Origin of the sequence: Nocardioides alkalitolerans DSM 16699 (assembly GCF_000426525.1) — a bacterium.
In the GTDB taxonomy this organism is placed as follows: domain Bacteria; phylum Actinomycetota; class Actinomycetes; order Propionibacteriales; family Nocardioidaceae; genus Nocardioides; species Nocardioides alkalitolerans.
Map to the genome: position 1 here is coordinate 660,878 of NZ_KE384533.1, position 25,910 is coordinate 686,787.

Consider the following 25,910-nt stretch of genomic DNA (forward strand, 5'->3'; position numbering starts at 1 on the left):
CACCCGACGCACGATGGAGCCATGAGCACTCCTGCGATCACCGGCTGGGCCCACACCCGGTTCGGCAAGACCGAGCACCCCGACGTCGAGTCCCTCATGGCCGAGGTCAGCCTCGCCGCGATCGCCGACGCCGGTCTCGAGCCCGGTGACGTCGACGTCGTGCACGTCGGCGTCTTCAACGCCGGCCTGTCGAACCAGAGCTTCGACGCGGCCCTCGTCGGTGCCGCGCACCCCGAGCTGGCGGCGACCCCCGCCGTCCGGTCCGAGAACGCCTGCGCGACCGGCTCGGCCGCGCTCTACGCGGCCTACGACCAGGTCGAGGCCGGTCGGGCGCGGGTGGCGCTCGTCGTCGGCGCCGAGAAGATGACCGCCGTGCCCGGCGACGTCGCGGTCGACGCGCTCCTGGGGGCGAGCCACCGCCGTACCGAGGAGCACTGGGGCAGCTTCGCCGCCATCTTCGGCGGCCTCGCCTCGGCCTACGCCGAGCGGTACGGCGACCCCCGCGAGGCGCTCGCGCTCATCGCGGCCAAGAACCACCACAACGGCGTCGACAACCCGTTCGCCCACCTGCGGCGCGACCTCGGGTTCGACTTCTGCGCCACCGAGTCGGCGAAGAACCCCCGTGTCGCCGGTCCGCTGCTGCGCACCGACTGCTCGCTCGTCTCCGACGGCGCCGCCGCGGTGGTCGTGACCTCCGAGGACGTCGCCCGCTCGGCCCGTCGCGCGGTCCGGGTGGCCGGACGCTTCCAGGCCAACGCGCCGATGTCGGTCGCCGCGCGCCCCGACCCGCTCGCCTTCGACGGCGCCGCCCGCTCGTTCGCCGGGGGCCTCGCCGCCGCCGGCACCACGCTCGACGGGCTCGACCTGCTCGAGACCCACGACTGCTTCACGATGGCCGAGCTGCTGCAGTACGAGGCGTTCGGTCTCGCGGAGCCCGGCAAGGGCGGCCAGGTGATCGCCGACGGCGTCACCGCCGCCGACGGCCGGCTGCCCGTGAACCGCTCCGGCGGGCTCAAGTCGAAGGGCCACCCCGTGGGTGCCACCGGTGTCTCGCAGGTGGTGATGGCCGCGCTGCAGCTCACCGGCGAGGCCGGCGACTTCCAGCTGCCGAAGGCCGACCGGGCCGCGGTGTTCAACATGGGCGGCGCCGCCGTGGCCAACTACACGACCGTGCTGGAGGCGCTGCGATGAGCACCCGGACCCTGCTGCCGGCCAAGCGGGCCGTCAACCTCGCGACCCTGCTCACCCAGTCGGCGCGGCGCTTCGCCGACCGCGACGCCCTCGTGCGCGGCGACGTGCGCTGGACCTGGGCCGAGCTCGACCGGCGCGTGAGCTCCCTGGCCACCGAGCTGCGCGCCCGCGGCGTCGTACCGGGCGACTGCGTGCTCGTGCACAGCCCCAACGACCTCGAGTACGTCGTGGCCACCTTCGCCGTCTGGCGCGCCGGCGCGGTGCTCGCGCCCACGAACTTCCGCATCACCGCCGCCGACGTGGCGGGCATCGCGGGGGTCTGCCGACCGACGCTGATGATCTGTCACCGCGACCTCGCCGACCACGCCGAGGTCGTCGCGGCCGAGGTCGGGCTCGCCCACGGCGTGCTCTGGCTCGGGGTGGACGCCGACGACGCCGACGGCGTGACGGCCGCCTCGACCGCGCACCCCGGCCGCTTCCCCGACGCGGCCGTGCTGCCGGGCGACCACGCCTGGTACTTCTTCACGTCGGGCACGTCCGGCACCCCCAAGGCGGCGATCCTCACCCACGACCAGATGGGCTACGTCGTCACCAACCACCTCTGCGACCTCATGCCGGGCACGACCGAGCAGGACGTCTCCCTCGTCGTCGCGCCGCTCTCGCACGGGGCCGGCATCCACCTGCTGCCGCAGGTCGCCCGCGGGGCGCGGACCGTGCTGACGACGTCGCCCGGCATGGACGGCGAGGAGGTCTGGGGCCTCGTCGAGCGCGAGGGCGTCACCAACATGTTCACGGTGCCGACGATCCTCAAGCTGCTCGTCGAGCACGAGGCTGTCGGCCGCCACGACCACGGCTCGCTGCGCTTCGTCATCTACGCCGGCGCCCCGATGTACGCCGCCGACCAGCAGCGGGCGCTCGCCACCCTCGGGCCGGTGCTCGTGCAGTACTACGGCCTCGGCGAGGTGACCGGCAACATCACCGTTCTGCCGCCCCACGAGCACGGCCGCCCCGGGCTGCCGGGCGTCGACTTCGGCACCTGCGGCGCGGCGCGCACCGCGATGGAGATCAGCATCCAGGCCGAGGACGGGACGGTGCTCGAGGCGGGCGAGCAGGGCGAGATCTGCGTGGCGGGCCCGGGCGTCTTCACCGGCTACCTGCACCACCCCACGGCGAACGCCGACTCGTTCCGCGACGGCTGGTTCCGCACCGGCGACCTCGGGATCCTCGACGAGCAGGGCTACCTCTACGTCACGGGGCGCTCCAGCGACATGTACATCTCCGGCGGCTCCAACGTCTACCCGCGCGACATCGAGGAGAAGCTGCTGCAGCACCCCGACATCGCCGAGGTCGCCGTGCTCGGCATGCCCCACCCCACCTGGGGCGAGGTCGGGGTCGCCGTCTGCGTGCCCGCGGGCGACGCCGGGATCGACCCCGCCGCGCTCACCGCGTGGCTCGACGGCAAGCTCGCCCGCTACAAGCTGCCGCGCCACGTGGTGGTGTGGGACGAGCTGCCGCGATCGGCGTACGGCAAGATCGTGAAGCGCACGATCAAGTCGATGCTGCTCGACCAGGGGTGGGCGGCGGAGGAGAGGTCCGCGTGAGACGACCCGTCATCGACCCGTCCGCCTGGGTCGCCCCCAACGCCACCGTCCTGGGGGCCGCGACCCTCGGTAGCGGCGCCAGCGTCTGGTACGGCGCCGTGGTGCGGGCCGACCGGGAGGAGATCCACCTCGGGGCCGGCTCGAACGTGCAGGACAACTGCACGCTGCACGCCGACCCGGGCTTCCCGCTCCTCGTCGGTGCGGACGTGACGATCGGCCACAACGCCGTCTGCCACGGCGCCACCATCGGCGACGGCTGCCTGGTCGGGATGGGTGCCGTCGTCATGAACGGCGCCGAGCTCGGCGCCGGCACCCTCGTCGCGGCCGGAGCCGTCGTGCGGGAGGGGATGGTCGTGCCGCCCGGCAGCCTCGTCGCCGGTGTGCCGGCGAAGGTCGTGCGCACGCTCGACGCCGAGCAGTCGGCGGCGCTGCGCGAGAACGCGGCCCGCTACGTGCGGCTCGCGCGCGAGCACGCCGACGACGCGGCGACGGGCGGTCCGGCGTGAGCACCACCGCGACCGACCTCGTCGGCGACCTCCGCGCCGCGCTCGGCGACGACCTGCTCGTGACCGACCCGGACCTCGTCGGCGGCTACGTCCGCGACCAGTCCCGGCTCACCGAGCACGGCACGCCGCTCGCCGTCGTGGCACCCCGCTCGACCGACGACGTGGCCGCGGCCCTGCGCTGGGCGCACGCCCACGCCGTACCCGTCGTCACCCGCGGGGCCGGCAGCGGCCTCGTCGGCGGGGCCAACGCCGTCGACGGCGGCCTCGTGCTGACGCTGCACCGCATGGACCGGATCGTCGAGGTCGACGTGGCCGGCGCCCGCGCCGTCGTGCAGCCCGGCGTCATCACCGGCGACCTGCGCGCCGCCGTGGCCGCGCACGGGCTCTTCTACCCGCCCGACCCCGGCAGCGTCGCCTTCTGCAGCATCGGCGGCAACGTCGCGACGAACGCCGGCGGCATGTGCTGCGTGAAGTACGGCGTGACCGGCGACTACGTGCTGGCGCTGGAGGCCGTGCTGCCCGACGGGCGCGTCGTGCACACCGGGCGGCTGCCCGTGAAGGGCGTGGCGGGCTACGACCTGACCAGCCTGCTCGTCGGCTCCGAGGGCACGCTCGCCGTCGTCACCGAGGTGACCCTGCGGCTCCTGCCCGCGCCGACGACGCCCGGCACGCTCGTGGCCTCGTTCACCGGGCTGACCGCGGCCGGGGCGTTCGTCGCCGAGGTCGCGGCGGCGGGCATCACGCCGTCGATGCTCGAGCTGATGGACTCCACCACGGTCACGGCCGTCAACGCCATGGCGGGCATGGGCCTCGACGAGGGCGTCGTGCTCGTGCTCGCGCAGTGCGACGGCCCGGGAGCGACCGCCGACCTCGCGGTGCTCGAGAAGGCCGCCGAGCGGCACGGTGCCGTCGACGTCGCGGTGAGCAGCGACGCCGAGGAGGCCGCGATGCTCCTCGAGGCGCGCCGGATCGCGCTCACCGCCCTCGAGCGGGTCGCCGCCGACACCGGACGGCAGTGGCTGCTCGACGACGTCGCCGTGCCCCGCGAGCGGATGGTCGAGCTGGTGGCCGCCATCGAGCGGATCGCGGCCGACCACGACCTCACCATCGGCGTCTTCGGCCATGCCGGCGACGGCAACCTGCACCCGACGCTCCTCTACACCGACGAGACCGTCGCCCTCGCCGCGTTCGACGCGATCACCGCGGCGGCGCTCGCGATGGGTGGCACGGTCACGGGCGAGCACGGGGTGGGCCGGCTCAAGCGGGTGTGGCTCGGGCGCGAGCTCGACCCGGTCGCCGACGAGCTGCACACCGGCGTGAAGCGGGTCTTCGACCCCACGGGGATCCTCAACCCCGGCGTGGTGCGCTGAGGCCGCTAGCGTTCGGACCCATGGACGAGAAGGCGGGGACCCCGCGGATCGACGCCCGCGACGACGTCGTCTGGCCGCTCGTCGGCGTCGTGCTCGCGGTGGTGCCGTTCTGGGTGTTCGGCGGCACGACGAGCCGCACGACCGTGAACGGGGAGGTCGTCACCGAGGCCGCGGTCAACCTGCTCGGCCTGGTGCTGGCCGCCGTGGCGGTCGTCATCGGCGTGAAGCGGCTGCGCCAGCGGGGCGGGGCGGTCGCCGTACGGCGCACGCTCGCCGCCGTCGCGATCGTGGCCGGCCTCGTGCAGGTGCCGTTCTCGCTCGGCGTGTGGTGAGCGGGCGCCTCAGGTGAGCGGGCGCCTCAGGTGAGGGTGGCGCCGAGGTCGGCGAGACGGGCCAGCGCGTCGGTGAGCTCCTGCTCGCCGCGGTGGCGCATCGGCGCGAGCTCCGGCACCTCCGCCGCCAGCGTGTAGCGGGCCGCCACCACCTCCACCCACATCCCGAGGGCTGTGCCGAGCACGACCTCGAGCGCCGGGACCGCGTGCTCGTGGCCCTCGGTGGGTGACCCCTCGTCGTACGCGATGCCGCTGGCCGTCGCGAGGACGGCCGGACGCCCGGCGAGCGGCCGGGTGGTGGGGCCGGTCGTCCAGCCCGGCACGTGGACGCGGTCGATCCACGCCTTGAGCGTCGACGGCGCCGCGTAGTTGTAGACCGGCACCCCGACGACCAGCACGTCGGCGGCGAGCAGCTCGTCCACCAGCGTCTGCTGCAGGGCGGCCGCCTCGGCGGGCACGCTGCCCTCCGGCCGGGTGCCCGGCGCCCAGTGCAGCGCGGAGGTCTCCAGGTGCGGCACCGGGTCGGCGTGCAGGTCGCGGGCCACGACGTCGTACGACGCCCCGCGCGCCCGCCACGCCTGCTCGAAGGCGTCGGTCAGGCGGCGGGTGACGGACGCGTCGCCCGAGGCGGACGAGTCGAGACGCAGAAGGGTGGGCACGTCGGCCACGCTAGCGCGCCCCACGGTCGGGCGGGGTGGCGTGCCGGGGGCGGGGGCGGGGCTCGGGTCGGGGCTCGGGGCTCGGAGGGGTCGGGCTCCGGTGGGTTGCGGTGGGGGCGCCCCATTCGCCCTGTCGCTGACACCGCGACCGGGTACGGCGGGGAGGCCGCGCCGGAGCGGGGTGATCCGGTGTCGCCTGGTGGCACCGGATCACCCGGATCACCCGGATGATCCGGCGGCGCCGGCGTCGTGCGTTCCCCGGCGCTTCGCGGTACCTCGTACCCGTGAGACGGGTATCTCCTACCGCGAACCGGCGCGCGCCTACTGAGGTGCGCTGAGGTGTCACCTCGTGGCACCGGAGCGCACCCGAGCGCGGCCGCCCCCACCGGCGCCGCGCGTTCCCGGGGCTTCGCGGTACCTCGCACCCGCGAAATGGGTATCTCCTACCGCGAACCGGCGCGAGCCGGCCCCGCCGGCCCCACCGCCCCGCCCTCAGCGCCTCCGCAGCACCGGCACCTCGACGCCCCCGCCGGCGTCGACGTCGCCGTCGGCGTGGTCGTCGGGGAAGGCCTCGAGCATGCCGTCGGGGTCGACGATCGTGACGTCGTGGCCGTCGGCGACGAGGCGGCGCACCGCCTCCAGCAGCATCCGGCGGCCGACGTCGCGCACCTCGTGCACGCGGGTCAGGTCGAGCACGACGGCGCCCTCGGAGGGCGGCTCGTCGGCGAGCGTGCGCAGCACGCGCTCCATGCCGACGAAGTTCACCGAGCCCTGCAGCTCGAAGACCCAGCCCTCGCCCTCGCGGTCGCCGGGCAGGTCGGTGCGCTCGCGGATCAGGGAGCGGGCGGGCGGCGGCACCTCCATCAGGTGCATGCCCATGTCGCTCGAGAGCCGCTCGAAGACCTGCACGCCGCGCACCGAGTTGCCGTGCTGGTCGAGGCGGGGTGAGAAGGTCGCGAGGCCGACCTGCCCGGGCAGCGCACCGATGAGGCCGCCGGCCACGCCGCTCTTCGCCGGGATGCCGACGCTGGTGAACCAGTCGCCGGCGGCGTCGTACATGCCGCAGGTGGCCATCACGGCCATCACGTGGCGCGTGACCTCGTGGGGCACGACGCGCTGGCCGGTGACGGGGTGGACGCCGCCGTTGGCGAGGGTGGCGGCCATGAGGGCGAGGTCCTTGACGTCGACCAGCAGCGAGCACTGGCGGGTGTAGCCCTCGACGACCGCCTGCGCGTCCTCCTCGACGATGCCGTGGCTGCGCAGCATGAACGCGATCGCGCGGTTGCGGTCGGCCGTCTCCAGCTCGGAGGTGAACACGTCCTCGTCGATCTCGAGCTCGCGCCCGGCGAAGGCGGAGAACCCGCGCCGCACGCGCTCGTCGTCGAGCAGCGCGTGCACCGTGAGCGCGCCCGCGTTGATCATCGGGTTGAAGGGGCGGCCCGTGCCGACCTCGAGAGACAGCTCGTTGAACGCGTCGCCCGACGGCTCCACCCCGACCTTCTCCAGCACGGCGTCGAGCCCGCGGTCGGCGATCGCGAGCGCGTACGCGAACGGCTTCGAGATCGACTGGATCGTGAACCGCACGTCGTCGTCGCCCACGCCGTACACGGCACCGTCGACCGTCGCGAGCGCCATCGCGAAGCGGTCGGGGTCGGCCTCGGCGAGCTCGGGGATGTAGGCCGCGAGCTCACCGCCGCCGTCACCGCCGCAGACGTCGAGGACCTCGGTCAGGTAGTCGGGGATGGGGGAGCGCATGGCGCCACCCCACCACAGCGACCGCTCAGAGGCGCACCGGGATCTCCACCCCGAGCTCGGCGTCGTCGAGCAGCTCGAGCTCGTCGCCCGACCAGAACTTGCCGGGGTCGTAGTAGTTCGTCGGCCGCTCCTTCCCGAGCAGGCCCATCGCCTGGTAGGTGGCGGCGACCACCTCGGCGCAGTAGGTCTCCTCGACGGGGGCCGCGCGCCGTACCCGACCCCGCACCCAGCGCCCCGCCAGCGCCGCGGTCGCGGGGAAGGCGGTGCCGTCGAGGCGGGCGATCGTGCGCAGCACCGCCGCCTCCTGCTCGGGGGTCACCCCGGCGGGCCCGGCGTCCGGTACGTCGAGCTGCCGCAGCCAGGCCTGCTGCCGGTAGCGCCCGCACCACTGCACGACGGCGTCGCGCAGGTCGTGCAGCTGGACCCCGCGGTGGTGGGAGCCCGTCCAGACGTCGAGCAGGCCCTTGCCGAGCTCGGCGTGCCACATCATCGGCGGCATGTCGTCGAGCACGACCGCCATGCCGACGTGGTTCACGGGGGCGTTGGTGAGGGTACGGATGGCGCGGTCGGCACCGGACGTGCCGCGGAACAGCCAGAGGTCGCCCGTGCGGGTCAGCTCGACCGCCTCGTCCAGACTGAGGGAGGTTCTGCTCATCGGATCAGGAGGTCCTCTCGTGAAGATCTGGAAGCTGCTCGGCGTCGCCGGGCTGGCCGGAGTCGCCGCCGGCGGTGCCATCATCGCCCGCGACCAGCGCCAACGCGCACAGCTGACCCCCGACGAGGTGCGCGAGCGGCTGCACCAGCGCCTCGCGGAGGCGGAGAAGGACGACGGCGCAGCGGCGGAGGCCGGGGACCGGGGACCGGGGACCGGCGACGTCGGCTGACCCGCCCGACTGAGGCGCCGAGACGTCCGCGCTCCACCTCGCCGCGCGCGTCTGAGCCTGGCCCCGGGTAACGCGGTGTCCGGGTGGCTGCACACGCTCAAGGACACGCACCCGGACGCCACAGCACCGCGGAAGTGGCGTCGGGCCGGGAACCCGGGTCGTACGACATCTCCAGAGAGTGACCTAGGTCACATCATGGTGGCCGCAAGGCATCCGCAAGGGGGGTCCGGGACCACCCGCCGCGTGCCATCCTGCGCAGATGGAGGTCCGGGCCGGCGTCGTCGAGCAGTACAGCGACTTCGCGACGTACGCCCGCGCCGACTCCCCGTGCCTCGCCGCCTGGGCGACCGAGGTGGTCGACGATCCCGACGTCGTCGCCTGGCTCAGCGAGCTGCCCGCCCTCAAGCGCCAGCCCAACCTCGTCTTCGCGGCCGCGCGCTGGCACGGCGTGCCCGCTCCCGGACCGTACGCCGGGCTGCGCGAGGCGCTGCTCGCCGACGACCGCAGCGGCGGACCGATCCGGGAGACCATCCGCACCCGGCGCACCCAGACCAACGAGGTCGGCCGGCTCGCGACCCTGCTGCCCGCGTTCGCGCAGATCGCCGCCGAGGCCACGCGGCCGCTCGCGCTCCTGGAGGTGGGGGCGAGCGCCGGCCTCTGCCTCTACCCCGACCGCTACGAGTACGACTGGCCGCCGGTGGCCGCGCTCGGCGGCTCCGGAGGACCGCGCCTGCGCTGCGTGGTCGACGGCCCCCTGCCCGAGCCGACGGCCTGCCCCGAGATCGCCTGGCGCGGCGGTGTCGACCTCAACCCGCTCGACGTCGCCGACCCCGACACCCTGGCGTGGCTGGAGACGCTCGTCTGGCCCGAGCACGACGACCGCCGCGCGCTCCTGACCGCGGCCGCCGAGGTCGTCGTCGCCGACCCGCCCACGCTGGTGCGCGGCGACCTGCTCGTGGAGCTGCCCGCGCTGGTCGACGTGGCGGCACGGCACGGCGAGGTCGTCGTGTTCCACAGCGCGGTCGTCGCCTACCTCGTCGCGGAGGAGCGGGCGGCGTACGACGAGATGGTGCGCGGCCTCGTCGCCGAGGGCCGCTGCCGGTGGGTGAGCAACGAGGGCCGCGGCGTGCTGCCGTCGGTGACGGCGACGCTGCCGACCGACCCGCTGCGCGGCGGGCCCGCCGTGCCCCCGGAGCACGAGGGCTCCTTCGTGCTCGGCATCGACGGCCGGGCCGTCGCCTGGACGCACCCGCACGGCCGCGCGATGACGTGGCTGGGGTGAGCAGGCGTGCTGGACACCGGGAGGGTACGGGGGCTGCGGATAGGGTTCGCGACGTGTCGTCGACCCGGGAGCGCGCCGCACGGCTCGTGGGAGCCACGGTGATGACGCGCGAGTGGCGGGCGTTCTTCGTCGCGATGCTCGTGGCGGGCGGCCTCATCGTCCTCGCCGCGTTGGCGCTCGAGCTCCCGGACGCCGAGACCCGGGCCGCGGCCTCCTCGGTCGGCCTGCTCGTCTCGGGCCTCTCGGCCTTCGTCAGCTGCATGCTGCGGGCGCGCCGCACGGAGGGCAGGCGCCGCCGCACGTGGCTGCTGCTCTCGAGCGCGGCGACCGTCGCCGTCGCCGGCAACGTCTGGAGCGCCGTCACCAGCGACCCGTCGAGCCGGGTCAGCGACGTCACCATCGCCGTCGCGCTCGCCCTCTCGATCGCGGGGGTGCTGCACTTCCCGAACCTGCGTCGGCGCGGCTCCGAGCTGCTGGCCCTGGTGCTCGACGGCCTGATCGCCGGCTCGGCCGTGCTCATCATCGCCAGCTCGCTCATCTACGCCGAGCTGCTCGACGCCACCTCGGGCGGGTTCCTCGAGCAGGCCACGGTGCTGCTCATCCCCGTGCTCGACGTCGTGCTGGCGACCGTCGCGTCGATCCTGTTCCTGCGCTCGCGCCCGGCCGACCGGGCGGCGATGGCGTTCATCTCCGTCGGCTTCGTCATGTATGCCCTGAGCGACCTCCACTACGCCGTGCGGGACGCACAGGCCGACTACGTCTTCGGCAGCTGGACCGACCTCGGCTGGATCGCCGGCTACCTCTTCATCGCCCTGGCCGCGTGGGCGCCCGACGGCGACGACGCACCCGAGACCGAGCGCCCCATGGCGTCCACCGGGGTGCGCGGGACGGTCGCGATCTTCCTCGTGCTCCTGGGCGCCGGCATCGTGCAGATCATGGCCGAGTCGGTGGCCGACGTGCAGACCACCCAGGCGCTGCTGTGGCTCGTGCTCATCGTCGCGGCCGGCCTGCGCCAGGTGCTGCTGAGCCGCGAGAACCTCATGCTGCGCCTCGGCCTCGAGCAGCAGGTCGCCAGCCAGACGGCCGACCTGCGCCTGCTGGTGCGCCAGACGAACGTGCTCATCGACAGCGTCGGCGACGGCATCTACGGGGTCGACGCCCAGGGCCGGCTCACGTTCGTCAGCCGCTCGGCGCGCGACATGCTCGGGCTCGACGACCACCACATCGGCGGCCTCCACGCGCACGACCTCTTCCACGCCCCGGGCCCGGACGGAGCGCCGTACCCGGTGACGGGCTGCTACATCACCGAGGCCATCGAGTCCGGGACGCCGACGAACCCCGAGGACGACGTCTACGTCCGCACCGACGGCAGCCGCTTCGACGTCGAGATCACCGCCAGCCCGATCGTCGACCCGGAGACCGACCGCGTGACGGGCGCCGTGGTCGTCTTCCGCGACGCCACCCAGCGGCGCGAGGTCGAACGGATGAAGGACCACTTTCTCTCCGTCGTGAGCCACGAGCTGCGCACCCCGCTCACGTCCATCCGGGGCAGCCTGGGGCTCATCGCCGGCGGCGCGGTCGGCGAGCTCGACCCGGCCGTCCAGCAGCTCGCGTCGATGGCGCTGGAGAGCTCGGAGCGCCTCGGCCGCCTCATCAACGACATCCTCGACGTCGAGCGGCTCGCGTCCGGCACGTTCGACCTGCAGCGCGCCCCCCACGAGGCGCGCACCCTCCTCGACGCCACCGTGAGCGAGCTGGTCGGGCTCGGGGAGAGCGGCGTGCGGATCGTCTGCACCGGCGCCGAGGGCGTCGTGATGACCGACGCCGACCGGTTCGCCCAGGTGATGACCAACCTCGTGGGCAACGCCGTGAAGTTCTCCGACGAGAACACCGTGGTCCGGCTCTCCGCCGACGTCGAGGGCACGGAGATCGTGTTCGCCGTGCGCGACGAGGGCCGCGGCATCCCGGCCGACAAGCTCGACGCCGTGTTCGAGCGGTTCCGCCAGGTCGACTCGTCCGACTCCCGGGTGCAGGGCGGCACCGGTCTCGGTCTCGCCATCACCCGCGAGATCGTCGAGCAGATGGGAGGCCGGATCTGGGCCGAGAGCGAGGTGGGCGTCGGCAGCACGTTCCGCTTCACCCTTCCTGTGGCGCGGATCGCATCGCCCGAGGCCGACCTCGACGGGGCCTTCGGCTGATCTTGAGGTGCCCGTGCCAGGATGCGGCGTGGCGTGGGGGCCGTTCGGGGGTCGTCGACTGGTGTCGGCCGTCGAGCGCGACGCCGGAGAGCACCGACCGACCAAGACCCGTCCGATGGAGGACCTGCCATTCCCTCGCCCGTACCGCCCGTGACGAACGGGCGGCTCGCCATCAGTGTCCGCACCGCGACGGGCAGTGGCCGGACACCGTTGTCCGCCTTCGACGACGCCCTGTTCGGCGCCGACGTCCACGACTTCAACCTCATCACGCTCTCGTCCGTCATCCCGCCGCGCACCGACGTGGTCGTGGGCGGCGGCGCCCTGCCGATGGTGCACGGCGACAAGCTGTACTGCGTGCTGTCGGTCGCCAACGCCGAGCTGCGGGGCGAGACCACCTGGGCCGGCATCGGCTGGGTGTACGACGAGGAGGTCGGCGGCCTGTTCGTCGAGCACCACAGCGGCAGCGAGGAGTCGCTCCGCGAGCTCATCGACCTCAGCCTGGGCGACATGGCCCGCCGCCGCGGCCGGTCGTTCGGCGAGGTGCACTACGCGCTCACGAGCGCCCACTGCGAGGACCTGCCGGTCTGCGCGCTGGCCGTCGCGACGTACGGCGTGGAGTCCTGGGACACCCTCCGTGGCTGACACCGCCGCCGTCCCGACGTACGTCGTCGAGCGTCGCGACGTGCTCGCGCCCGAGCACCTCGAGGAGCTCTACGCGCTCTACGAGGCGGCCTTCGGCGGCCTGCGCACGCGTGCCGCGGCGAAGCACGTGCTCAGCCGCGAGGAGTTCGACGAGGAGATGTCGGACCCGCGCATCGACAAGTACGTCGCCGTGGCCGAGGACGGCCAGATCCTCGGCCTCTCGACGTTCACCGGCGACCTGGCCGCGGTGCCGTGGATCAGCCCGGAGTACTACGCCCACCACTACCCGGAGCACACCGCGCGCCGGGCGGTCTACTACCTCGGCCTCACGATGGTGCGGCCGCAGTGGCAGCGCGGGGGCGTGTTCGAGGAGATGGTGGCCACGATCGTGCGCCGGCTGCGCGCCGAGAGCGCGGTCTGCGCCTGGGACATGTGCCGGTTCAACGTCGAGGTCACCGGGCTCAACGACGCGATCGCGGGCATGCTGAACGCCAGCGGTGGCGCCGACATCTCCACGATCGACACCCAGACCTACGTCGCCGCACTGTTCTGAGGAGCACCAGATGAGCACTCCGGTGGCACTGGTCGTCGACGACGACGAAGACATCCGCGCGATCACCGAGCTCGCGCTCGCCCGAGTGGGCGGGTGGGAGGTCGTGACGGCCGATCGTGGTGCCCGCGCCCTGGAGATCGCCCGCGAGCGGAAGTTCTCGGTGATCCTGCTCGACCTGATGATGCCGCAGATGGACGGCATCGAGACGGCGTCGCGCCTGCTCGCCGACCCCGCCACCGCCGACGTGCCGATCATCCTCGTCACCGCGAAGGCGATGATCGGCGACGCGCAGCCGTGGGACGGCGTGGCGATCGCCGGCGTCATCCCCAAGCCGTACAACCCGATGACCCTGGCCGCGGACGTCTCCGCGATGCTCGGCTGGGCCTGACACCCGGTTTGACCCCCTCCCTCGCCCTCGACCTCGTCGGGGCCGGGATGAGCGTGGCGGACGGAGGCGTCGGCACGGGCTTTCGGAGTGCATCGGTCCGCCACGCTCGGGGCCGAGCCCGGAGTGACCTGCTGCTGACCGAGCCGGTCGGGCCTCAGCAGCCGAGCGGGGGCCGGCCCAGGTAGGCCAGCAGGCGCTCGCCGTACGAGGCGTCGAGGGGTGGGGGCACGGCGGGGGCGAACCGGGCGCCGCGGCTGCGCGGCCCGACGGTGGTCACGGCCACCCGGAGCAGGGCGCCCGCGAGCGCCTCGGGAAGCGGCGGGGGGCGGTTCTCCCCGGCGCCTCGGGCGAGGGCGGCGGCGACGTCCCAGCCGTGCACCGTGACCTCGAGGGCGGCGGTCGCGACCAGCACGGGCGCCTCGATCCAGTGCGAGCCGGTGCGCACGCGGGGGAGCGTCGGCCGCGACCACGACCCCAGCAGCGCGCAGGCCTTGGCGTGCAGCACCGGGACCCGTGCGACCGGGTGCTCCGGCAGGCGGGCCGACGCGAGCGGTACGACGAACCCGGCGGCCGCCTCGGCGAACGCGTCGAGGGCGTCCTCCATGTGGGCGAGCAGGGCGGCGAGGTCCCAGGCCGGGCACGGGGTCGGCAGCGACAGGTCGTCCGGCCCGACCTCGGCGAGCCGGGGCCCCGTCCAGGCCAGCGCGCGCTCCAGGAGGGCCACCTCGGCGGGGACGCCGTACCCGGGATCGGCGCGCGCGGCGCCGGCGATCACGTCGTCCCGGCGGCCGCGGCCGGCACGTGGTCGGCCGGGAGGGTGGCCGGGAGGCCGAACTTCTCGAAGAGCCGCTGGTCGAAGAACGCGCTCACGTGCCGCACCCGGTCGCCGTCGAGGTCGAGCACCTGCAGGTGGAAGGGCTCGAAGTGGCCGGCCGGCGTGCGCATGTAGAGGCCGAACGCGGGGGCGCCGTTCGCGGTGGTCGCGACCATCGGCATGTCGTTCTCGCCGCCCGGGCACTTGGTGCCGATGAGCTCGCCGATGACGTCGGCGCCGACGTACCAGCCGGTGAAGGGCGGCATCTCCCAGCTGGCCTCGGTGGTGAGCAGCTCGACGATGGCGGTCATGTCCTTGCGCCAGAAGGCCGCGACGTACCGCTCGAGCAGGCGCTTCTGCGCGGGGTTCAGGTCCTCCTCGACGGTCTCGTCGGTGAGGCCGCGCTCGCCCATCTGCGCGTGGGCGCGCTGGAGGGCGGAGTTCACGGCGGCGACGGTGGTGTCGAGCGCCTCCGCGACCTCCGCGGCGCTCCAGCGCAGCACGTCGCGCAGGATCAGCACGGCGCGCTGGCGGGCCGGCAGGTGCTGGAGGGCGGCGACGAACGCGAGCCGGATCGAGTCGCGCTCGGCCACCACGACGGCCGCGTCGGGCACGGGCTCGAGCCACGGGATCTCGGAGTTCGGGTCGAGCTCGCCGACGGTGGCGTCGGGGGTGCCCAGCCCGCTCGGCAGCGGCCGCTTCGGCTTGTTCTCGAGGTTGGTCAGGCAGACGTTGGTGGCGATCCGGTAGAGCCAGGTGCGCACCGACGAGCGGCCCTCGAAGCCGCGCGACGACTTCCACGCTCGCAGGAACGTCTCCTGCACCAGGTCCTCGGCCTCGTGGGTCGAGCCGCTCATGCGGTAGCAGTGCGCCAGCAGCTCGCGCCGGTAGCGCTCGGTGAGGGCCTGGAAGTCGTCCAGCTCGGGCTCGCTCTGGGTGTCGGTCGTGGTCACCGGGGTGCTCCTCGCAGGCTGGTCGTCGCGGACCCCCATCATGACCCCGGAGGCGCCCGGAAATCATCGGTCGCAGCGACGATGACTTTCGCGGGGCCGAGGTGTCTGACTCCTCGACGGACCGACCAGCGGCCCCCACCGACCGACGGAGACCACCATGAGCACCACCGCCGACGCCCCCTCCCCCGACCGGACGACCAGCACCCGGATGCTCTTCGTCAACCTCCCGGTGGCCGACCCCGCCGCGACGAAGACGTTCTGGAGCACGCTCGGGTTCTCCATCAACGAGGCGTTCTGCGACGCCAACGCCACCGCGGTGCAGCTCAACGAGCAGGCCGCCGTGATGTTCCTCGAGACGTCCTTCTTCCACTCGTTCCACGGCACCACCACCCCGCCGAGCGGCACCGGGGGCCTCTACTGCGTCTCGGCCGCGAGCCGCGAGGACGTCGACGACCTCTGCCGGCGCGCCCTCGCCGCCGGTGGGTCCCCCGCGAGCGAGCCCGTCGACCACGGCGCCATGTACGGCTGGTCGTTCCGCGACCTCGACGGCCACCTCTGGGAGGTCATGTGGATGGACCCGGCCGCGATGGGCTGAGGTCCTCCCGCCCGGCGTGCTGCACAGAACGGGCGAGACGGACGGGTGAGACGGCGTCCAATCCGGTCAGCGACCGGCGCCGAACGCCCATACGACGAGCTCGGACCCGTCGTCGTGGGGTACGACGACCGACTCGCCCGCGTCCCGCAGCCGCCAGGCGTCGCCAGCACGGAGCGCCGGCGCTGCGGGCGTGAGGACTTCCGACGCCACCGCGCCGCGTGCGACGTACACGTGCAGCAGCGGGGCGTCCGGCAGCGCGAGCGGCACGCCGCGGCGCGGTCGCGCGACGTACAGGACCGCGTCGCGCACGCCGATCGGCAGCGCCACGTCGCCGCCCCGGCCGCCGGCCACCGGCGTGAACCCGTCGGTGCTGATCTCCACCTCGGGGGCGCGTCGCGTGCGCGGTGCGAGGCCCGGCTCGTCGGGCCGCAGCCACACCTGGAGGAACCGCGTGGGGCCGGCCGCGGGGTCGACGAGCTCGCTGTGGCGGATGCCCGACCCGGCCGACGTCACCTGCACGGTGCCCGCGCCGAGGGTGGTCGAGGGCCGGTCCGGGTCGCCCGTGTCGGTGTGGGTCAGCGCCCCGTCGAGCACCCAGGTGACGATCTCGAGGTCGCTGTGCGGGTGGTCGGGGTAGCCGCCGCCCGGCGCCACGCGGTCGTCGTTGTGGCACACGAGGGGCCCGAACCCCAGGTTGGCGGGGTCGTAGTGCGGCCCGAAGGAGAACGCGTGCGCCGTCGACCGGTCGTCGGTCTCGGTGCGGGAGGCCGCCCCGCGTCGTACCTCGACCTGCTCCGCGTCCATGGCGCCCAACCTACGTCGGGCGCCGCCGGTGCCCGGTGCGCGTCCGTCAGCCCGGGAGGCCGGCGACGACCCGGGTCGCCTGCTCGATGGCACGCTTGGCGTCGAGCTCGGCGGCCACGTCGGCACCGCCGACCAGGTGCCCGGCGCCGAGGCCGTCGTACACCTCGCGCACCGACTCCTGCCCGGCGCAGACGACGACGTGGTCGACGGCGTACGTGCGCTGCTCGCCGTCGACGGTGACGTGCAGGCCGGCGTCGTCGATGCGGTCGTAGGTCACCCCCGAGACCTGCACGACGCCCGACTGCTTCAGCACGGCGCGGTGGGCCCAGCCCGAGGTCTTGCCGAGGCCCACGCCGATCGGGGTGGTCTTGCGCTGCAGCAGGTAGACCTCGCGCACGACGGGCCGCGCCTTCCGCTCGGTGAGGCCGCCGGGGTGCAGCGACGGGTCGCCCACGCCCCAGAAGCCCTTCCACTCCGTCTCGGCCTCCTCGGGGGAGCCGGCCGGGTCGTGGGTGAGGAAGTGGGCGACGTCCACGCCGATGCCGCCGGCCCCGATCACCGCGACCCGGCGGCCGGGCACGACGCGACGGGCGAGCACGTCGGCGTACGAGACGGCCTTGGGGTGGTCGATGCCGTCGATCTGCGGCAGGCGTGGGGCGACGCCGCTGGCGACGACCACCTCGTCGTACGGCGCGAGGTCGTCCGGGGTGGCCGCGGTCGAGAGCCGGACGTCGACGCCGAGCACCTCGAGCCGGCGCGTGTAGTAGCGCAGCGTCTCGGCGAACTCCTCCTTGCCGGGGATCGCCATGGCGAGCCGGAACTGGCCGCCCAGCGCCGGGGCCCGCTCGAAGAGGGTGACCTCGAAGCCGCGCTCGGCACCCGAGACCGCGGCGGCGAGGCCGGCGGGTCCGGCGCCGACGACCGCGAGGGTCCGGCGACGGCGGGTGGGGGAGAGCACGAGGGTGGTCTCGCGGCAGGCGCGCGGGTTCACGAGGCAGGAGCTCTTGCGGTTGCTGAAGATGTGGTCGAGGCAGGCCTGGTTGCAGGCGATGCAGGTGTTGATCTCGTCGGCGCGCCCGGTTGCGGCCTTGTTGACCAGCTCGGCGTCGGCGAGGAACGGGCGGGCCATGGAGACGAGGTCGGCCTCGCCCGCGGCCAGGATCGACTCGGCGGTCTCGGGGGCGTTGATGCGGTTCGACGCGCAGACGGGCACGTCGACGCCGGCCGCGCGCAGCGCCCGCGTGAGGCGGGCCGTGCTGTCGCGCCACGCGGCCCGGGGCACCTGCGTGATGATCGTCGGCACGCGCGCCTCGTGCCAGCCGATGCCGGTGTTGAAGACGGTGACGCCCGCCTCCGCGAGGGCGAGCGCGAGCTCCTCGGTCTCCTCCCAGGTCTGCCCGCCCTCCACGAGGTCGAGCAGCGAGATCCGGTAGTCGATGACGAAGTCCGGTCCGACGAGCTCGCGGGTGCGGCGCACGATCTCGAGGGGGAACCGCATCCGCTTCGCCGCCGACCCGCCCCAGCGGTCGGTGCGGTCGTTGGTGCGCGAGGCCAGGAACTGGTTGACCAGGTAGCCCTCGGACCCCATCACCTCGACGCCGTCGTACCCCGCCTTCTGCGCCAGCCACGCCGCCCGCGCGAAGTCGGTGGCCGTCTGGTCGACGCCCTTCGTGCTGAGCGCGCTGGGCCGGAACGGCGTGATCGGGCTCTTCGCCCGCGACGCCCCGACGCTGAGCGGGTGGTAGCCGTAGCGGCCCGCGTGCAGCACCTGCAGCACGATCGCGGCCCCCTCCGCGTGCACCGCCTCGGTGACCTGGCGGTGGCGAGCGGCCTGCAGCCGGGTCGTCATCTCGGAGGCGAACGGCTTCAGCCAGCCCCGCCGGTTGGGCGCGTAGCCGCCGGTGACGATGAGGCCCACGCCGCCGCGGGCGCGCTCGGCGAAGTAGGCGCTGAGCTTGCCGATGTTCCAGAACGCGTCCTCGAGACCGGTGTGCATCGATCCCATGACGGTGCGGTTGCGCAGCGTGAGCGCGCCCGGGCCGGAGCCGAGGGTGAGCGGGCTGAGCAGGTGGGGGTACGGCGCGGGGGCGTCGGTCACGGGGTCTCCTCGGGGGCGGGGTCGCTGGGGGCCGGGGTGTCGGGGGCCGGGGTGTCGGGGGCCGGGGTGTCGGGGGCCGTGCTGTCGGGGGCCGCGCCGTGCGCGGTGAGGTAGTCGGTGAGCCAGGCGATCCAGAACTCCTCCATGAGGAGTCCGCCGCGCAGCACGAGCCAGCGGTCGAGGGCGGTCTCGCCGAGGTCCGCGGGGTCGGGGAACTGCTCGGTCTCCATCTGCCGGTACGCCGCGAGCCGCGCGCGGTGGTCGGCCAGCCGCCCGGCGAGCTCGTGCAGCACGGCCGCGCGGTCGCCGTACGACGCCCCGCGCATCTTGACCGCGACCTCGGTGCGCAGGCGCTCCGGCGGCGACGGGGTGGCGAGCCACTCGGCGAGCGCCTTCTCGCCCAGCGCCGAGACGGCGTAGACCTTCTTGTCGGGCCGGCCGGCCTGGACGACGGTCTCGACCTCGACCCAGCCGTCGTCGGCCATGCGGGCGAGCGTCCGGTAGATCTGCTGGTGGCTCGCGTGCCAGAAGAACCCGATGGTGCGCTCGAAGCGCTTCGTCAGCTCGAGGCCGGAGCCGCTGCGCTCGCGCAGCGCGACGAGCAGCACGTGTTCGAGGGCCATGGCGGGAGCATTACATGCAACGAGTTGCAGTGCAACGGGTTGCACGGTCGGGCGCTCGGAACGGTCACTCCTCGGGCGGCTCCTGCCCGTTGCGTTCCAGGATCTCCGCCGCCTCCTGCTCCATCAGCTCGGTGACCTCCTCGTTCGTGACGAGCCCGTCGCTCGGGCGCCAGCCGCTCGTGCGCACCTCCTGGGCGTCGACGATCGGCAGCGGCCACTCGCCGGGGTCGATCGCGACGCCGTACCCCGGGCCGTCCGGCACCAGCACGAGCTGCAGCGCGCCCGTCCACTCCGCGTCGGCCGAGGCGCCGTCGGCCCGCCAGCCGAGGCGGATCTCGGCCTGGGCGCCCGGGGCGAGGAGCACCTCCTCGGGCCGCTCGAGGCCGGGCGAGGTCCAGACGCCGTCGACGCGGGTGAGCGTGTACGGCGTGCCCTCGTCGCCGACCGCCCGCACGTCGGGGAGACCGTCGACCGTGCACGGCAGGTCGCTCGTGTTGGTCGCGACGACGGTCGTCTCGCGGTAGCCCGTCGCGGCGTCGACGAACCCGGACTCCAGGAGCAGCTGGCTCGGCTGGCAGGGGGCGCCGTCGGCCGGGGCGGCGGTGTCGGGGTCGGAGACGGGTGCGGGGGGCGTCGGTGGCGCGGTCGTCGTGGGGGTCTCGGCCGGGACCGGCGGGGGCGCGTCCGTCGCGCCCGGGTCCGCGTCGTCGCCCGCGACCGTCGTGCCGCACCCCGTCAGCACGACGAGCGCGCCCGCGGTCGCCAGCCTGCTGATCGCCCCGAATCCGTCGAATCCCCCGAGTCGCATCGCGCCAGCCTAGGGCTCAGTGCACGAGCTTGAGCCCGATGACGCAGCCGACGAGCCCGAGCAGCAGCAGGATCTTCGCGAGCGACGCCACCTCCTCGCCCGTGGCCATCGCGACGGCGACGGTGAGGGCCGCGCCGATGCCCACCCACACGGCGTACGAGGTGCCCACCGGCAGGGTGCGCATCGCGTAGGCGAGGCCGACCATGCTGAGCACGACGGAGACGCCGAACACCACGGACGGCCCCAGGCGGGTGAAGCCCTCGGTCTTGCCGAGGGCGGTCGCCCACACGGCTTCGAGACATCCGGAGAGAACGAGCACGATCCAGGCCATGTCGGCATTGTCACGGAGGCGCGTGTCGGCGGTGCTACGCGGGCGTGGCGGGTACCGAACGACCAGCGGCACCAGGCGGGAGGTCCATCCCGCCGGCGGCCGCGATGACTAGGAGACCCCGTGCGCGTGCTCGTCACCGGTGCCACCGGCTACATCGGATCCCGTCTCGTCCCCGAGCTCGTCAAGGCGGGCCACGAGGTGGTCGTCGGGGCGCGTGACACCGGCAAGATCGAGGCCTACCCGTGGTCGACCGACGTCGAGGCGCGCGAGTTCGACGTGACCGACGCGGGCGTCGTACGGCGGGCCGTGCGCGGCATCGACGCGGTCATCTACCTGATCCACTCCATGGGCGGCGACGACTTCGTCACCCACGACCGCGAGGCGGCCCACGCGGTCGCGGCGGCCTGCGACGACGAGGGCGTCGCCCGGGTCGTCTACCTCTCCGGGCTCGTGCCCGACACCGACGACCTCTCCGACCACCTCGCCTCGCGGCTCGAGGTCGAGGAGATCCTGCTCGAGGCCAGCACGCCGGCGATCGTCCTGCGCGCCGCGATGGTGATCGGGGCGGGCTCCACGTCGTACGAGCTGCTCAACCGCCTCACCGCGCGCGTGCCGGTGACCCCCGTGCCGACCTGGATGCGCCGTCGGGTGCAGCCGGTCGCGGTGGAGGACGTCATCCTCACGATCCGCGAGGCGCTGGAGTCGGACGACTCGACGCTCGACCGCCACTACGACCTCGGCGGCGACAGCGTCATCGCCTACCCCGACCTCATCGCGACGATGGCGCGGCTGCAGGGCCACCGGCGCCCGCAGGTGGTCATCCCGTTCGTGCCGCAGTGGGTCGTCGGGCGGATGGCGGCGCTCATCGCGGGCATGTCGATGACCGAGACGACCTCGCTCATCGAGAGCCTGCGCCACGACATGGTGTGCAGCGAGGACGCCGTGCGCCGCGAGCTGCTGCCCCCCGACCACGAGTTCGTCGGGCTCGAGGAGTCCCTGCGCCGCGCCATGGCGCCGACCGAGGAGGGCACGGAGGCGACCGGGGACCCGCTGGCCTCGGCGCCGACGGACTGACCGCTCCCGCGCTCGCGCGCGCCTGACCGAGCACTGTGACAGTGGATCTGTCATGATCCGGGCATGACGCTGACGCTGGGAGAAGGAAGCGGTCCGCTGCGGGGCCTCAAGGTCGTCGAGATCGCCGGGATCGGCCCGGGGCCACACGCGTGCATGCTGCTCGCGGACCTCGGCGCCGACGTGATCCGGCTCGACCGGCCGGGCGGCCAGGGGCTCAGCCTCGTCGGCGACCCGCGCCACGACCTGCTCACCCGCGGTCGGCCCAGCGTGGCCGTGGACCTCAAGAACCCGGCGGCGCGCGACGCCGTGCTCGACCTCGTCGCCGACGCGGACGTGCTCGTCGAGGGCCTCCGCCCCGGCGTCACGGAGCGGCTCGGCCTCGGCCCCGACGACTGCCTGGCGCGCAACCCGCGGCTCGTCTACGGACGCATGACCGGCTGGGGCCAGACCGGACCGCTCGCCAAGGTCGCGGGCCACGACATGAACTACGTCGCCGTCGCCGGTGCGCTGCACGGGCTCGGCCAGGACCCGGAGCGCCCGCACTTCCCGTCCAACCTGGTGGGTGACTTCGGCGGCGGCTCGACGTACCTCGTCATCGGCATCCTCGCGGCGCTGCTCGAGCGCGGCCTCAGCGGCCAGGGCCAGGTCGTCGACGCCGCGATCGTCGACGGCACCGCCCACCTCAACGCGATGGCCTCCTCGATCCTCGCGGACGGCACCTTCAAGGAGCGCCGCGGCGCCAACGTGCTCGACGGCGGCCTGCCCTACTACGACGTCTACGCCACCTCCGACGGCGAGCACCTCGCGGTCGGGGCGCTCGAGCCGCAGTTCTTCGACACGCTCGTGACGATCCTCGGCATCAAGGACTCCGCGCCCTCGCAGGCCCAGTTCGACCAGTACGACGACCTGCGCGAGGCCCTCACCACGACGATCGCCTCGAAGACGCGCGCCGAGTGGGCCGAGATCTTCGACGGCACCGACGCCTGCGTGGCGCCGATCCTGCGGATGAGCGAGGCCGCCCAGCACCCCCACATGGTGGCGCGCGAGGTGTTCGTCGAGCACGAGGGCGTCGTCCAGCCCGCGCCCGCACCCCGCTTCTCGCGCACGGCGCCGAGCCTGACCCTGCGTCCGACGTACGCCGGCGAGCACACCCGCGAGGCGCTCACCGCCTGGGGGCTGAGCGGGGTCGACGAGCTCATCGACGCCGGGGCGTTCGTGCAGGCCTGAGGGGGTCCGCTGGCGTCGTACGGCGGTCGGGGCCGGGCCGGGGGCGCGGCCGGGGCGCGGGACCAGCACGGATCGCGGCGATCGGGTCGGGAGAGGCGCTCAGCGCCGCCGATGTGGCCGGTTCGCCGTCATCGGTGCTGGTCGGCGACGTACGGGACCAGGCCACGGGCACGCAGCACGCGTCGCAGGGACTGCTCCGACGTCCAGTTTCCCAGGGCGATTTCGACGACGCCGTCGGGCCCGAGGTCGAGCTCGGCAATGCCCTCCACCCCGCGTGCCCACGAGTCGAACGAGGTGGATCGGCGTCGACTCACCCCGACGACCTGGGTGATCACGAAGGCGCCGCCCCGCCGCCAGGGCCAGGGCCGGAACCGCAGGCTCCCCTCCTCGCCGGCGACGAGCCAGCCGTTCCGCCACCCACCGCCCCGGGCCACACGGCCCGCGCCTGCACGGCGAGCCGCGACGCGGAGCCTGGCCTGACGCCCCTCCTCGAACCGGGCCACCGCGCGGCGCCCGGACCGGCGGACCAGGAGGATCCCGACCGACATGCTGGCCATCAGCACGACGAGGTGGCCGACCCAGTCCCAGCCCATCCCGTGCCTCCCGTCGCCCCGCCCGCGGTTCCGCGGCCCGCACTTCCTACCGCCTCCCGACCGCTCCCGACCCCCGAACGCCCAGAAATGGGGAGCACCTCCCACCCGCGCGCCGGGCCGACGTGACCACCTCTGGCACCCTTGCGCGGTGACCGTGCTCGCCGTCGTCGCGGCGGCCTCCTGCCTCCTCGCCGCGCTCGCGCTGCACGGCTGGCGCCAGCTGCTCGTCGGCGCGCTCGCCGCGGGCGTCGTGCTCGCCACCGGAGCCGTCTCGACCACCGAGGCCCGCGACGCCGTCACCGGCCTGCTGCCCGTCGTGGGCTACCTCGTCGCGATCCTCGCGCTCGCCACCCTCGCCGAGCGCGGCGGCGTCTTCGCCTGGCTGGGCGCCGTGGTCGCCCGCAGCGCCGGCGGTAGCGAGCGCCGCCTGCTGCTGGGCGGGGTCGGTACGGCGGCCGTGGTCACCGTCCTGCTCACCCTCGACGCCACCGTGGTGCTGCTCGCGCCCGTGCTGCTGCTCGCCGCCCGCCGCCTGCGCGTCGACCCCTGGCCGCTCGACCTCGCCTCCGTGCGCGTCGCCAACTCGGCCTCGATCCTGCTGCCGGTCTCGAACCTCACCAACCTCGTCGCGTACGGCGCCTCGGGCCTCTCGTTCGGCGCCTTCACCCTGCTCATGGCGCCCGCCTGGGTGGTCGTGCTCCTGGGGGAGTACGTCGTCGCCCGCCGCGCCGCGGGCCCTCCGGACCCGGAGCCCGACCCGGACCCCCGGTCCGACCCGGAGGCCCCGGAGCCCCCCGACCGTCTGACGCTCGTCGTCCTCGCCCTCACCCTCGTTGCGATCGTGCTCGGCAGCGAGCTGCACCTCGAGCCGGTGTGGCCCGCGCTCGCCGCGACCGCGGTGCTGGGAGCGCGCGCCGCGCTGCGTCGTACGGGCCCGCGCCTGCGACCGCGCGACCTCCTCGAGGCCGCACAGCTGCCGTTCGCCGTCTTCGTGCTCTGCTGGTCGGTGGCGGTGGCCGCCGTCGCGACCCGGGGCGGCGACGACCTGCTCACGCGCCTCCTGCCCGACGGCAGCGGTGCCCTGGCGCTGGTGGTCGTGGCCCTCCTGGCGATGGTCGTGGCGAACGTCGTCAACAACCTCCCCGCCACCCTCCTGCTCGTGCCGCTCGCCGCGCCGCTGGGCGAGGTGGCCGTGCTGGCGGTGCTGATCGGCGTCGGGGTGGGGGCGAGCGCGACGTACGCCGGATCGCTGGCCAACCTGCTCTGGCTGCGGCACCCGGCCCTCGCCCACCCGGCGGGGGTCGGCCGCCGCTTCCACCTGGTCGGGGTGACCGTGACGCCGGTGCTGGTGGTCGCGGCGACGCTCGCGCTGGCCGGCACGGCGCACGTGCTCACCGCTGTCGGCATCGCCTGGTAGAACCTGTGACGTGGACCTCACCCTGAGCGACGACCAGCAGTCCTTCCGCGCCGCGGCCCGGGAGTTCCTCGACCGCGAGGTCGTCCCCTTCCGCACGGAGTGGGACCACGCGGAGTCCGTCGACCTCGCGATCGTGCCCAAGCTCGGCGAGCAGGGCTTCTTCGGGCTGATGCTGCCGGAGCAGTACGGCGGGCTCGGCCTCGACCTGCTCACCTACTGCGTCGCGATGGAGGAGCTGGGTCGCGCCGACTCGGCGATCCGCGGCATCGTCTCGGTCTCCGCGGGGCTGGTGGGCAAGCCGATCCTGGCCCACGGCACCGACGCCCAGAAGGAGCGCTGGCTGCCCGGCATCGCGTCGGGCGAGCTGCTCGGCTGCTTCGGCCTCACCGAGCCCGACCACGGCTCCGACGCCGCCCACCTGCGCGCGAAGGCGGTGCGCGACGGCGACGACTGGCTGATCACGGGCGAGAAGATCTTCATCACGAACGGCACGTGGGCCGACGTCTGCCTCGTCTTCGCCCGCACCGGTGGCGACGGCCCGCGCGGCATCACCGCGTTCCTCGTGCCCACCGACAGCCCCGGCTTCGAGCGCCGCCTCGTCACGGGCAAGCTCGGGCTGCGCGGCCAGGCGACGGCGGCGCTGTCGCTGACCGACGTCCGGGTGTCGGCCGACGCCGTGCTCGGCGAGGAGGGCCAGGGCTTCAAGATCGCGATGTCGACGCTCGACACCGGCCGGGTCGGCATCGCCGCCAGCTGCACCGGCATCATCGCGGGCTGCCTGGCCGCCGTCGTCGACTACACGACGCAGCGCGAGCAGTTCGGCAAGCCCGTGGCGGGCTACCAGCTCGTGCAGGACATGATCGCCGACATCTCGGTCGACGCCGACGCCGCGCGCCTGCTCGTGTGGCGCGCCGCCGACCTCGCGATGCGGGGCGAGAACTTCTCGATCGCCGCGTCGAAGGCGAAGTACTTCGCGTCCGAGGCCGCCGTGCGCGCCGCCAACAACGCGGTCCAGTGCTTCGGCGGCTACGGCTACGTCGACGACTACCCGGTGGCGAAGTACCTGCGCGACGCCCGCGTGATGACGCTCTACGAAGGCACCAGCCAGATCCAGAAGCTGCTCATCGGCCGCTCCGAGACGAAGATCTCGGCCTTCGGCTGAGCACGGGCTCCCGGCGTACGGCGCGCGGCCCGTCGGCCCGCCCGCGCCGC

At 74.1% G+C, this 25,910-nt stretch carries 27 protein-coding genes; 16 read left to right on the forward strand and 11 right to left on the reverse strand.

Annotated features, from left to right (window positions below; genetic code table 11):
• The first annotated feature begins 21 nt into the window (after nt 1-21).
• From K329_RS0119965 to K329_RS0119985, 5 genes are read left to right on the forward strand one after another with little or no spacing between them, the layout of a single operon-like run.
• On the forward strand, nt 22-1,191 hold the full coding sequence (locus K329_RS0119965) for a thiolase domain-containing protein (RefSeq protein ID WP_028474429.1): 1,170 nt from the start codon (nt 22-24) through the stop codon (nt 1,189-1,191).
• Nucleotides 1,188-2,792, forward strand: a complete 1,605-nt coding sequence (locus K329_RS0119970) for an acyl-CoA synthetase (protein ID WP_084541458.1) — start codon at nt 1,188-1,190, stop codon at nt 2,790-2,792. The genes K329_RS0119965 and K329_RS0119970 overlap by 4 nt, the downstream gene beginning before the upstream one ends.
• On the forward strand, nt 2,789-3,298 hold the full coding sequence (locus tag K329_RS0119975; protein ID WP_211225916.1) for a gamma carbonic anhydrase family protein: 510 nt from the start codon (nt 2,789-2,791) through the stop codon (nt 3,296-3,298). The genes K329_RS0119970 and K329_RS0119975 overlap by 4 nt, the downstream gene beginning before the upstream one ends.
• A complete protein-coding gene (locus K329_RS0119980) occupies nt 3,295-4,668 on the forward strand; it encodes an FAD-binding oxidoreductase (RefSeq protein WP_028474432.1) in 1,374 nt (457 codons plus the stop codon). Before K329_RS0119975 ends, K329_RS0119980 begins: the two co-directional genes overlap by 4 nt.
• A 20-nt stretch (nt 4,669-4,688) precedes the next feature.
• Entirely contained in the window at nt 4,689-5,000 is a 312-nt protein-coding gene (locus K329_RS0119985; protein WP_028474433.1) for a hypothetical protein, read from the forward strand.
• A 26-nt stretch (nt 5,001-5,026) separates the two neighbouring features.
• Here the strand turns inward: K329_RS0119985 and K329_RS0119990 are convergent, their stop codons facing one another.
• The 3 genes from K329_RS0119990 to K329_RS0120000 all read right to left on the reverse strand — a co-directional run bounded on the left by K329_RS0119990 (nt 5,027) and on the right by K329_RS0120000 (nt 8,069).
• Nucleotides 5,027-5,659 (reverse strand): FMN-dependent NADH-azoreductase, encoded by a 633-nt coding sequence (locus K329_RS0119990; RefSeq protein ID WP_028474434.1) that lies wholly within the window; start codon nt 5,657-5,659, stop codon nt 5,027-5,029.
• Nucleotides 5,660-6,151: 492 nt separating this feature from the next.
• The gene (locus K329_RS28265) at nt 6,152-7,414 is read right to left on the reverse strand and encodes a glutaminase (RefSeq protein ID WP_084541459.1); all 1,263 of its coding nucleotides are present in this window, start codon (nt 7,412-7,414) and stop codon (nt 6,152-6,154) included.
• Nucleotides 7,415-7,439: 25 nt separating this feature from the next.
• Nucleotides 7,440-8,069, reverse strand: coding sequence for a hypothetical protein (locus tag K329_RS0120000; RefSeq protein WP_028474435.1), 630 nt, complete (start codon nt 8,067-8,069; stop codon nt 7,440-7,442).
• A gap of 19 nt (nt 8,070-8,088) precedes the next feature.
• On the opposite strand from K329_RS0120000, the gene K329_RS0120005 reads away from it, so the two are divergent.
• From K329_RS0120005 to K329_RS0120030, 6 genes are all read left to right on the forward strand, one after another.
• Nucleotides 8,089-8,298, forward strand: coding sequence for a hypothetical protein (locus K329_RS0120005; RefSeq protein WP_043644292.1), 210 nt, complete (start codon nt 8,089-8,091; stop codon nt 8,296-8,298).
• A 259-nt stretch (nt 8,299-8,557) separates the two neighbouring features.
• On the forward strand, nt 8,558-9,580 hold the full coding sequence (locus K329_RS0120010; RefSeq protein ID WP_028474437.1) for a DUF2332 domain-containing protein: 1,023 nt from the start codon (nt 8,558-8,560) through the stop codon (nt 9,578-9,580).
• Between the two features lie 53 nt (nt 9,581-9,633).
• A complete protein-coding gene (locus K329_RS29930) occupies nt 9,634-11,778 on the forward strand; it encodes a sensor histidine kinase (RefSeq protein ID WP_052337148.1) in 2,145 nt (714 codons plus the stop codon).
• A gap of 21 nt (nt 11,779-11,799) precedes the next feature.
• Entirely contained in the window at nt 11,800-12,420 is a 621-nt protein-coding gene (locus K329_RS0120020) for a pyruvoyl-dependent arginine decarboxylase (protein WP_084541460.1), read from the forward strand.
• A complete protein-coding gene (locus K329_RS0120025; RefSeq protein ID WP_084541461.1) occupies nt 12,413-12,973 on the forward strand; it encodes a hypothetical protein in 561 nt (186 codons plus the stop codon). The genes K329_RS0120020 and K329_RS0120025 overlap by 8 nt, the downstream gene beginning before the upstream one ends.
• A gap of 10 nt (nt 12,974-12,983) precedes the next feature.
• Complete coding sequence (locus tag K329_RS0120030) at nt 12,984-13,361, forward strand: response regulator (RefSeq protein ID WP_028474440.1); 378 nt, start codon at nt 12,984-12,986, stop codon at nt 13,359-13,361.
• A 154-nt stretch (nt 13,362-13,515) separates the two neighbouring features.
• Here the strand turns inward: K329_RS0120030 and K329_RS0120035 are convergent, their stop codons facing one another.
• Both K329_RS0120035 and K329_RS28275 read right to left on the reverse strand, forming a co-directional pair.
• The gene (locus K329_RS0120035; RefSeq protein WP_052337150.1) at nt 13,516-14,136 is read right to left on the reverse strand and encodes a TIGR03086 family metal-binding protein; all 621 of its coding nucleotides are present in this window, start codon (nt 14,134-14,136) and stop codon (nt 13,516-13,518) included.
• The gene (locus K329_RS28275; RefSeq protein WP_245596623.1) at nt 14,133-15,128 is read right to left on the reverse strand and encodes a sigma-70 family RNA polymerase sigma factor; all 996 of its coding nucleotides are present in this window, start codon (nt 15,126-15,128) and stop codon (nt 14,133-14,135) included. The genes K329_RS0120035 and K329_RS28275 overlap by 4 nt, the downstream gene beginning before the upstream one ends.
• 157 nt (nt 15,129-15,285) lie before the next feature.
• On the opposite strand from K329_RS28275, the gene K329_RS0120045 reads away from it, so the two are divergent.
• Complete coding sequence (locus K329_RS0120045; protein WP_052337151.1) at nt 15,286-15,723, forward strand: VOC family protein; 438 nt, start codon at nt 15,286-15,288, stop codon at nt 15,721-15,723.
• A gap of 66 nt (nt 15,724-15,789) precedes the next feature.
• Here the strand turns inward: K329_RS0120045 and K329_RS0120050 are convergent, their stop codons facing one another.
• The 5 genes from K329_RS0120050 to K329_RS0120070 all read right to left on the reverse strand — a co-directional run bounded on the left by K329_RS0120050 (nt 15,790) and on the right by K329_RS0120070 (nt 20,387).
• Nucleotides 15,790-16,527, reverse strand: a complete 738-nt coding sequence (locus K329_RS0120050) for a pirin family protein (protein WP_028474443.1) — start codon at nt 16,525-16,527, stop codon at nt 15,790-15,792.
• 46 nt (nt 16,528-16,573) lie between these two features.
• Complete coding sequence (locus K329_RS0120055) at nt 16,574-18,625, reverse strand: oxidoreductase (protein WP_028474444.1); 2,052 nt, start codon at nt 18,623-18,625, stop codon at nt 16,574-16,576.
• Nucleotides 18,622-19,248 carry a PadR family transcriptional regulator gene (locus K329_RS28280; protein WP_084541462.1) on the reverse strand — a complete coding sequence of 209 codons (627 nt, stop codon included), beginning with the start codon at nt 19,246-19,248 and terminating at the stop codon, nt 18,622-18,624. Before K329_RS28280 ends, K329_RS0120055 begins: the two co-directional genes overlap by 4 nt.
• A gap of 64 nt (nt 19,249-19,312) precedes the next feature.
• Nucleotides 19,313-20,056 carry a DUF4232 domain-containing protein gene (locus K329_RS0120065; protein WP_028474445.1) on the reverse strand — a complete coding sequence of 248 codons (744 nt, stop codon included), beginning with the start codon at nt 20,054-20,056 and terminating at the stop codon, nt 19,313-19,315.
• Between the two features lie 16 nt (nt 20,057-20,072).
• A complete protein-coding gene (locus K329_RS0120070; protein ID WP_028474446.1) occupies nt 20,073-20,387 on the reverse strand; it encodes a DMT family transporter in 315 nt (104 codons plus the stop codon).
• A 120-nt stretch (nt 20,388-20,507) separates the two neighbouring features.
• Between K329_RS0120070 and K329_RS28285 the strand changes: the two genes are divergently transcribed.
• Both K329_RS28285 and K329_RS0120080 read left to right on the forward strand, forming a co-directional pair.
• Nucleotides 20,508-21,461: an NAD(P)H-binding protein gene (locus K329_RS28285; protein ID WP_043644295.1), complete on the forward strand. Its 954-nt coding sequence runs from the start codon at nt 20,508-20,510 to the stop codon at nt 21,459-21,461.
• Nucleotides 21,462-21,524: 63 nt separating this feature from the next.
• A complete protein-coding gene (locus K329_RS0120080) occupies nt 21,525-22,688 on the forward strand; it encodes a CaiB/BaiF CoA transferase family protein (RefSeq protein ID WP_028474447.1) in 1,164 nt (387 codons plus the stop codon).
• A gap of 128 nt (nt 22,689-22,816) precedes the next feature.
• Here K329_RS0120080 and K329_RS31340 read toward each other — a convergent pair whose 3' ends face one another.
• Nucleotides 22,817-23,281, reverse strand: a complete 465-nt coding sequence (locus tag K329_RS31340) for a hypothetical protein (RefSeq protein ID WP_043644298.1) — start codon at nt 23,279-23,281, stop codon at nt 22,817-22,819.
• A gap of 148 nt (nt 23,282-23,429) precedes the next feature.
• Here K329_RS31340 and K329_RS28290 point away from each other — a divergent pair, with 148 nt between their 5' ends.
• Both K329_RS28290 and K329_RS0120095 read left to right on the forward strand, forming a co-directional pair.
• Nucleotides 23,430-24,698: an SLC13 family permease gene (locus tag K329_RS28290; RefSeq protein ID WP_043644301.1), complete on the forward strand. Its 1,269-nt coding sequence runs from the start codon at nt 23,430-23,432 to the stop codon at nt 24,696-24,698.
• 10 nt (nt 24,699-24,708) lie between these two features.
• The gene (locus tag K329_RS0120095) at nt 24,709-25,860 is read left to right on the forward strand and encodes an acyl-CoA dehydrogenase family protein (RefSeq protein ID WP_028474449.1); all 1,152 of its coding nucleotides are present in this window, start codon (nt 24,709-24,711) and stop codon (nt 25,858-25,860) included.
• Nucleotides 25,861-25,910: the final 50 nt, after the last annotated feature.

Bases quoted from the DNA above. Each gene is read 5' to 3' on its own strand.
- K329_RS0120030 (WP_028474440.1), top strand. From the start codon at position 12,984: ATGAGCACTCCGGTGGCACTGGTCGTCGACGACGACGAAGACATCCGC.
- K329_RS31340 (WP_043644298.1), bottom strand. From the start codon at position 23,281: ATGGGCTGGGACTGGGTCGGCCACCTCGTCGTGCTGATGGCCAGCATG.
- K329_RS0119965 (WP_028474429.1), top strand. From the start codon at position 22: ATGAGCACTCCTGCGATCACCGGCTGGGCCCACACCCGGTTCGGCAAG.
- K329_RS28265 (WP_084541459.1), bottom strand. From the start codon at position 7,414: ATGCGCTCCCCCATCCCCGACTACCTGACCGAGGTCCTCGACGTCTGC.
- K329_RS0119985 (WP_028474433.1), top strand. From the start codon at position 4,689: ATGGACGAGAAGGCGGGGACCCCGCGGATCGACGCCCGCGACGACGTC.
- K329_RS0120080 (WP_028474447.1), top strand. From the start codon at position 21,525: ATGACGCTGACGCTGGGAGAAGGAAGCGGTCCGCTGCGGGGCCTCAAG.
- K329_RS0120000 (WP_028474435.1), bottom strand. From the start codon at position 8,069: ATGAGCAGAACCTCCCTCAGTCTGGACGAGGCGGTCGAGCTGACCCGC.
- K329_RS0120050 (WP_028474443.1), bottom strand. From the start codon at position 16,527: ATGGACGCGGAGCAGGTCGAGGTACGACGCGGGGCGGCCTCCCGCACC.
- K329_RS28280 (WP_084541462.1), bottom strand. From the start codon at position 19,248: ATGGCCCTCGAACACGTGCTGCTCGTCGCGCTGCGCGAGCGCAGCGGC.
- K329_RS0119970 (WP_084541458.1), top strand. From the start codon at position 1,188: ATGAGCACCCGGACCCTGCTGCCGGCCAAGCGGGCCGTCAACCTCGCG.
- K329_RS0120010 (WP_028474437.1), top strand. From the start codon at position 8,558: ATGGAGGTCCGGGCCGGCGTCGTCGAGCAGTACAGCGACTTCGCGACG.
- K329_RS0120065 (WP_028474445.1), bottom strand. From the start codon at position 20,056: ATGCGACTCGGGGGATTCGACGGATTCGGGGCGATCAGCAGGCTGGCG.
- K329_RS0120045 (WP_052337151.1), top strand. From the start codon at position 15,286: ATGAGCACCACCGCCGACGCCCCCTCCCCCGACCGGACGACCAGCACC.
- K329_RS0120020 (WP_084541460.1), top strand. From the start codon at position 11,800: ATGCGGCGTGGCGTGGGGGCCGTTCGGGGGTCGTCGACTGGTGTCGGC.
- K329_RS0120070 (WP_028474446.1), bottom strand. From the start codon at position 20,387: ATGGCCTGGATCGTGCTCGTTCTCTCCGGATGTCTCGAAGCCGTGTGG.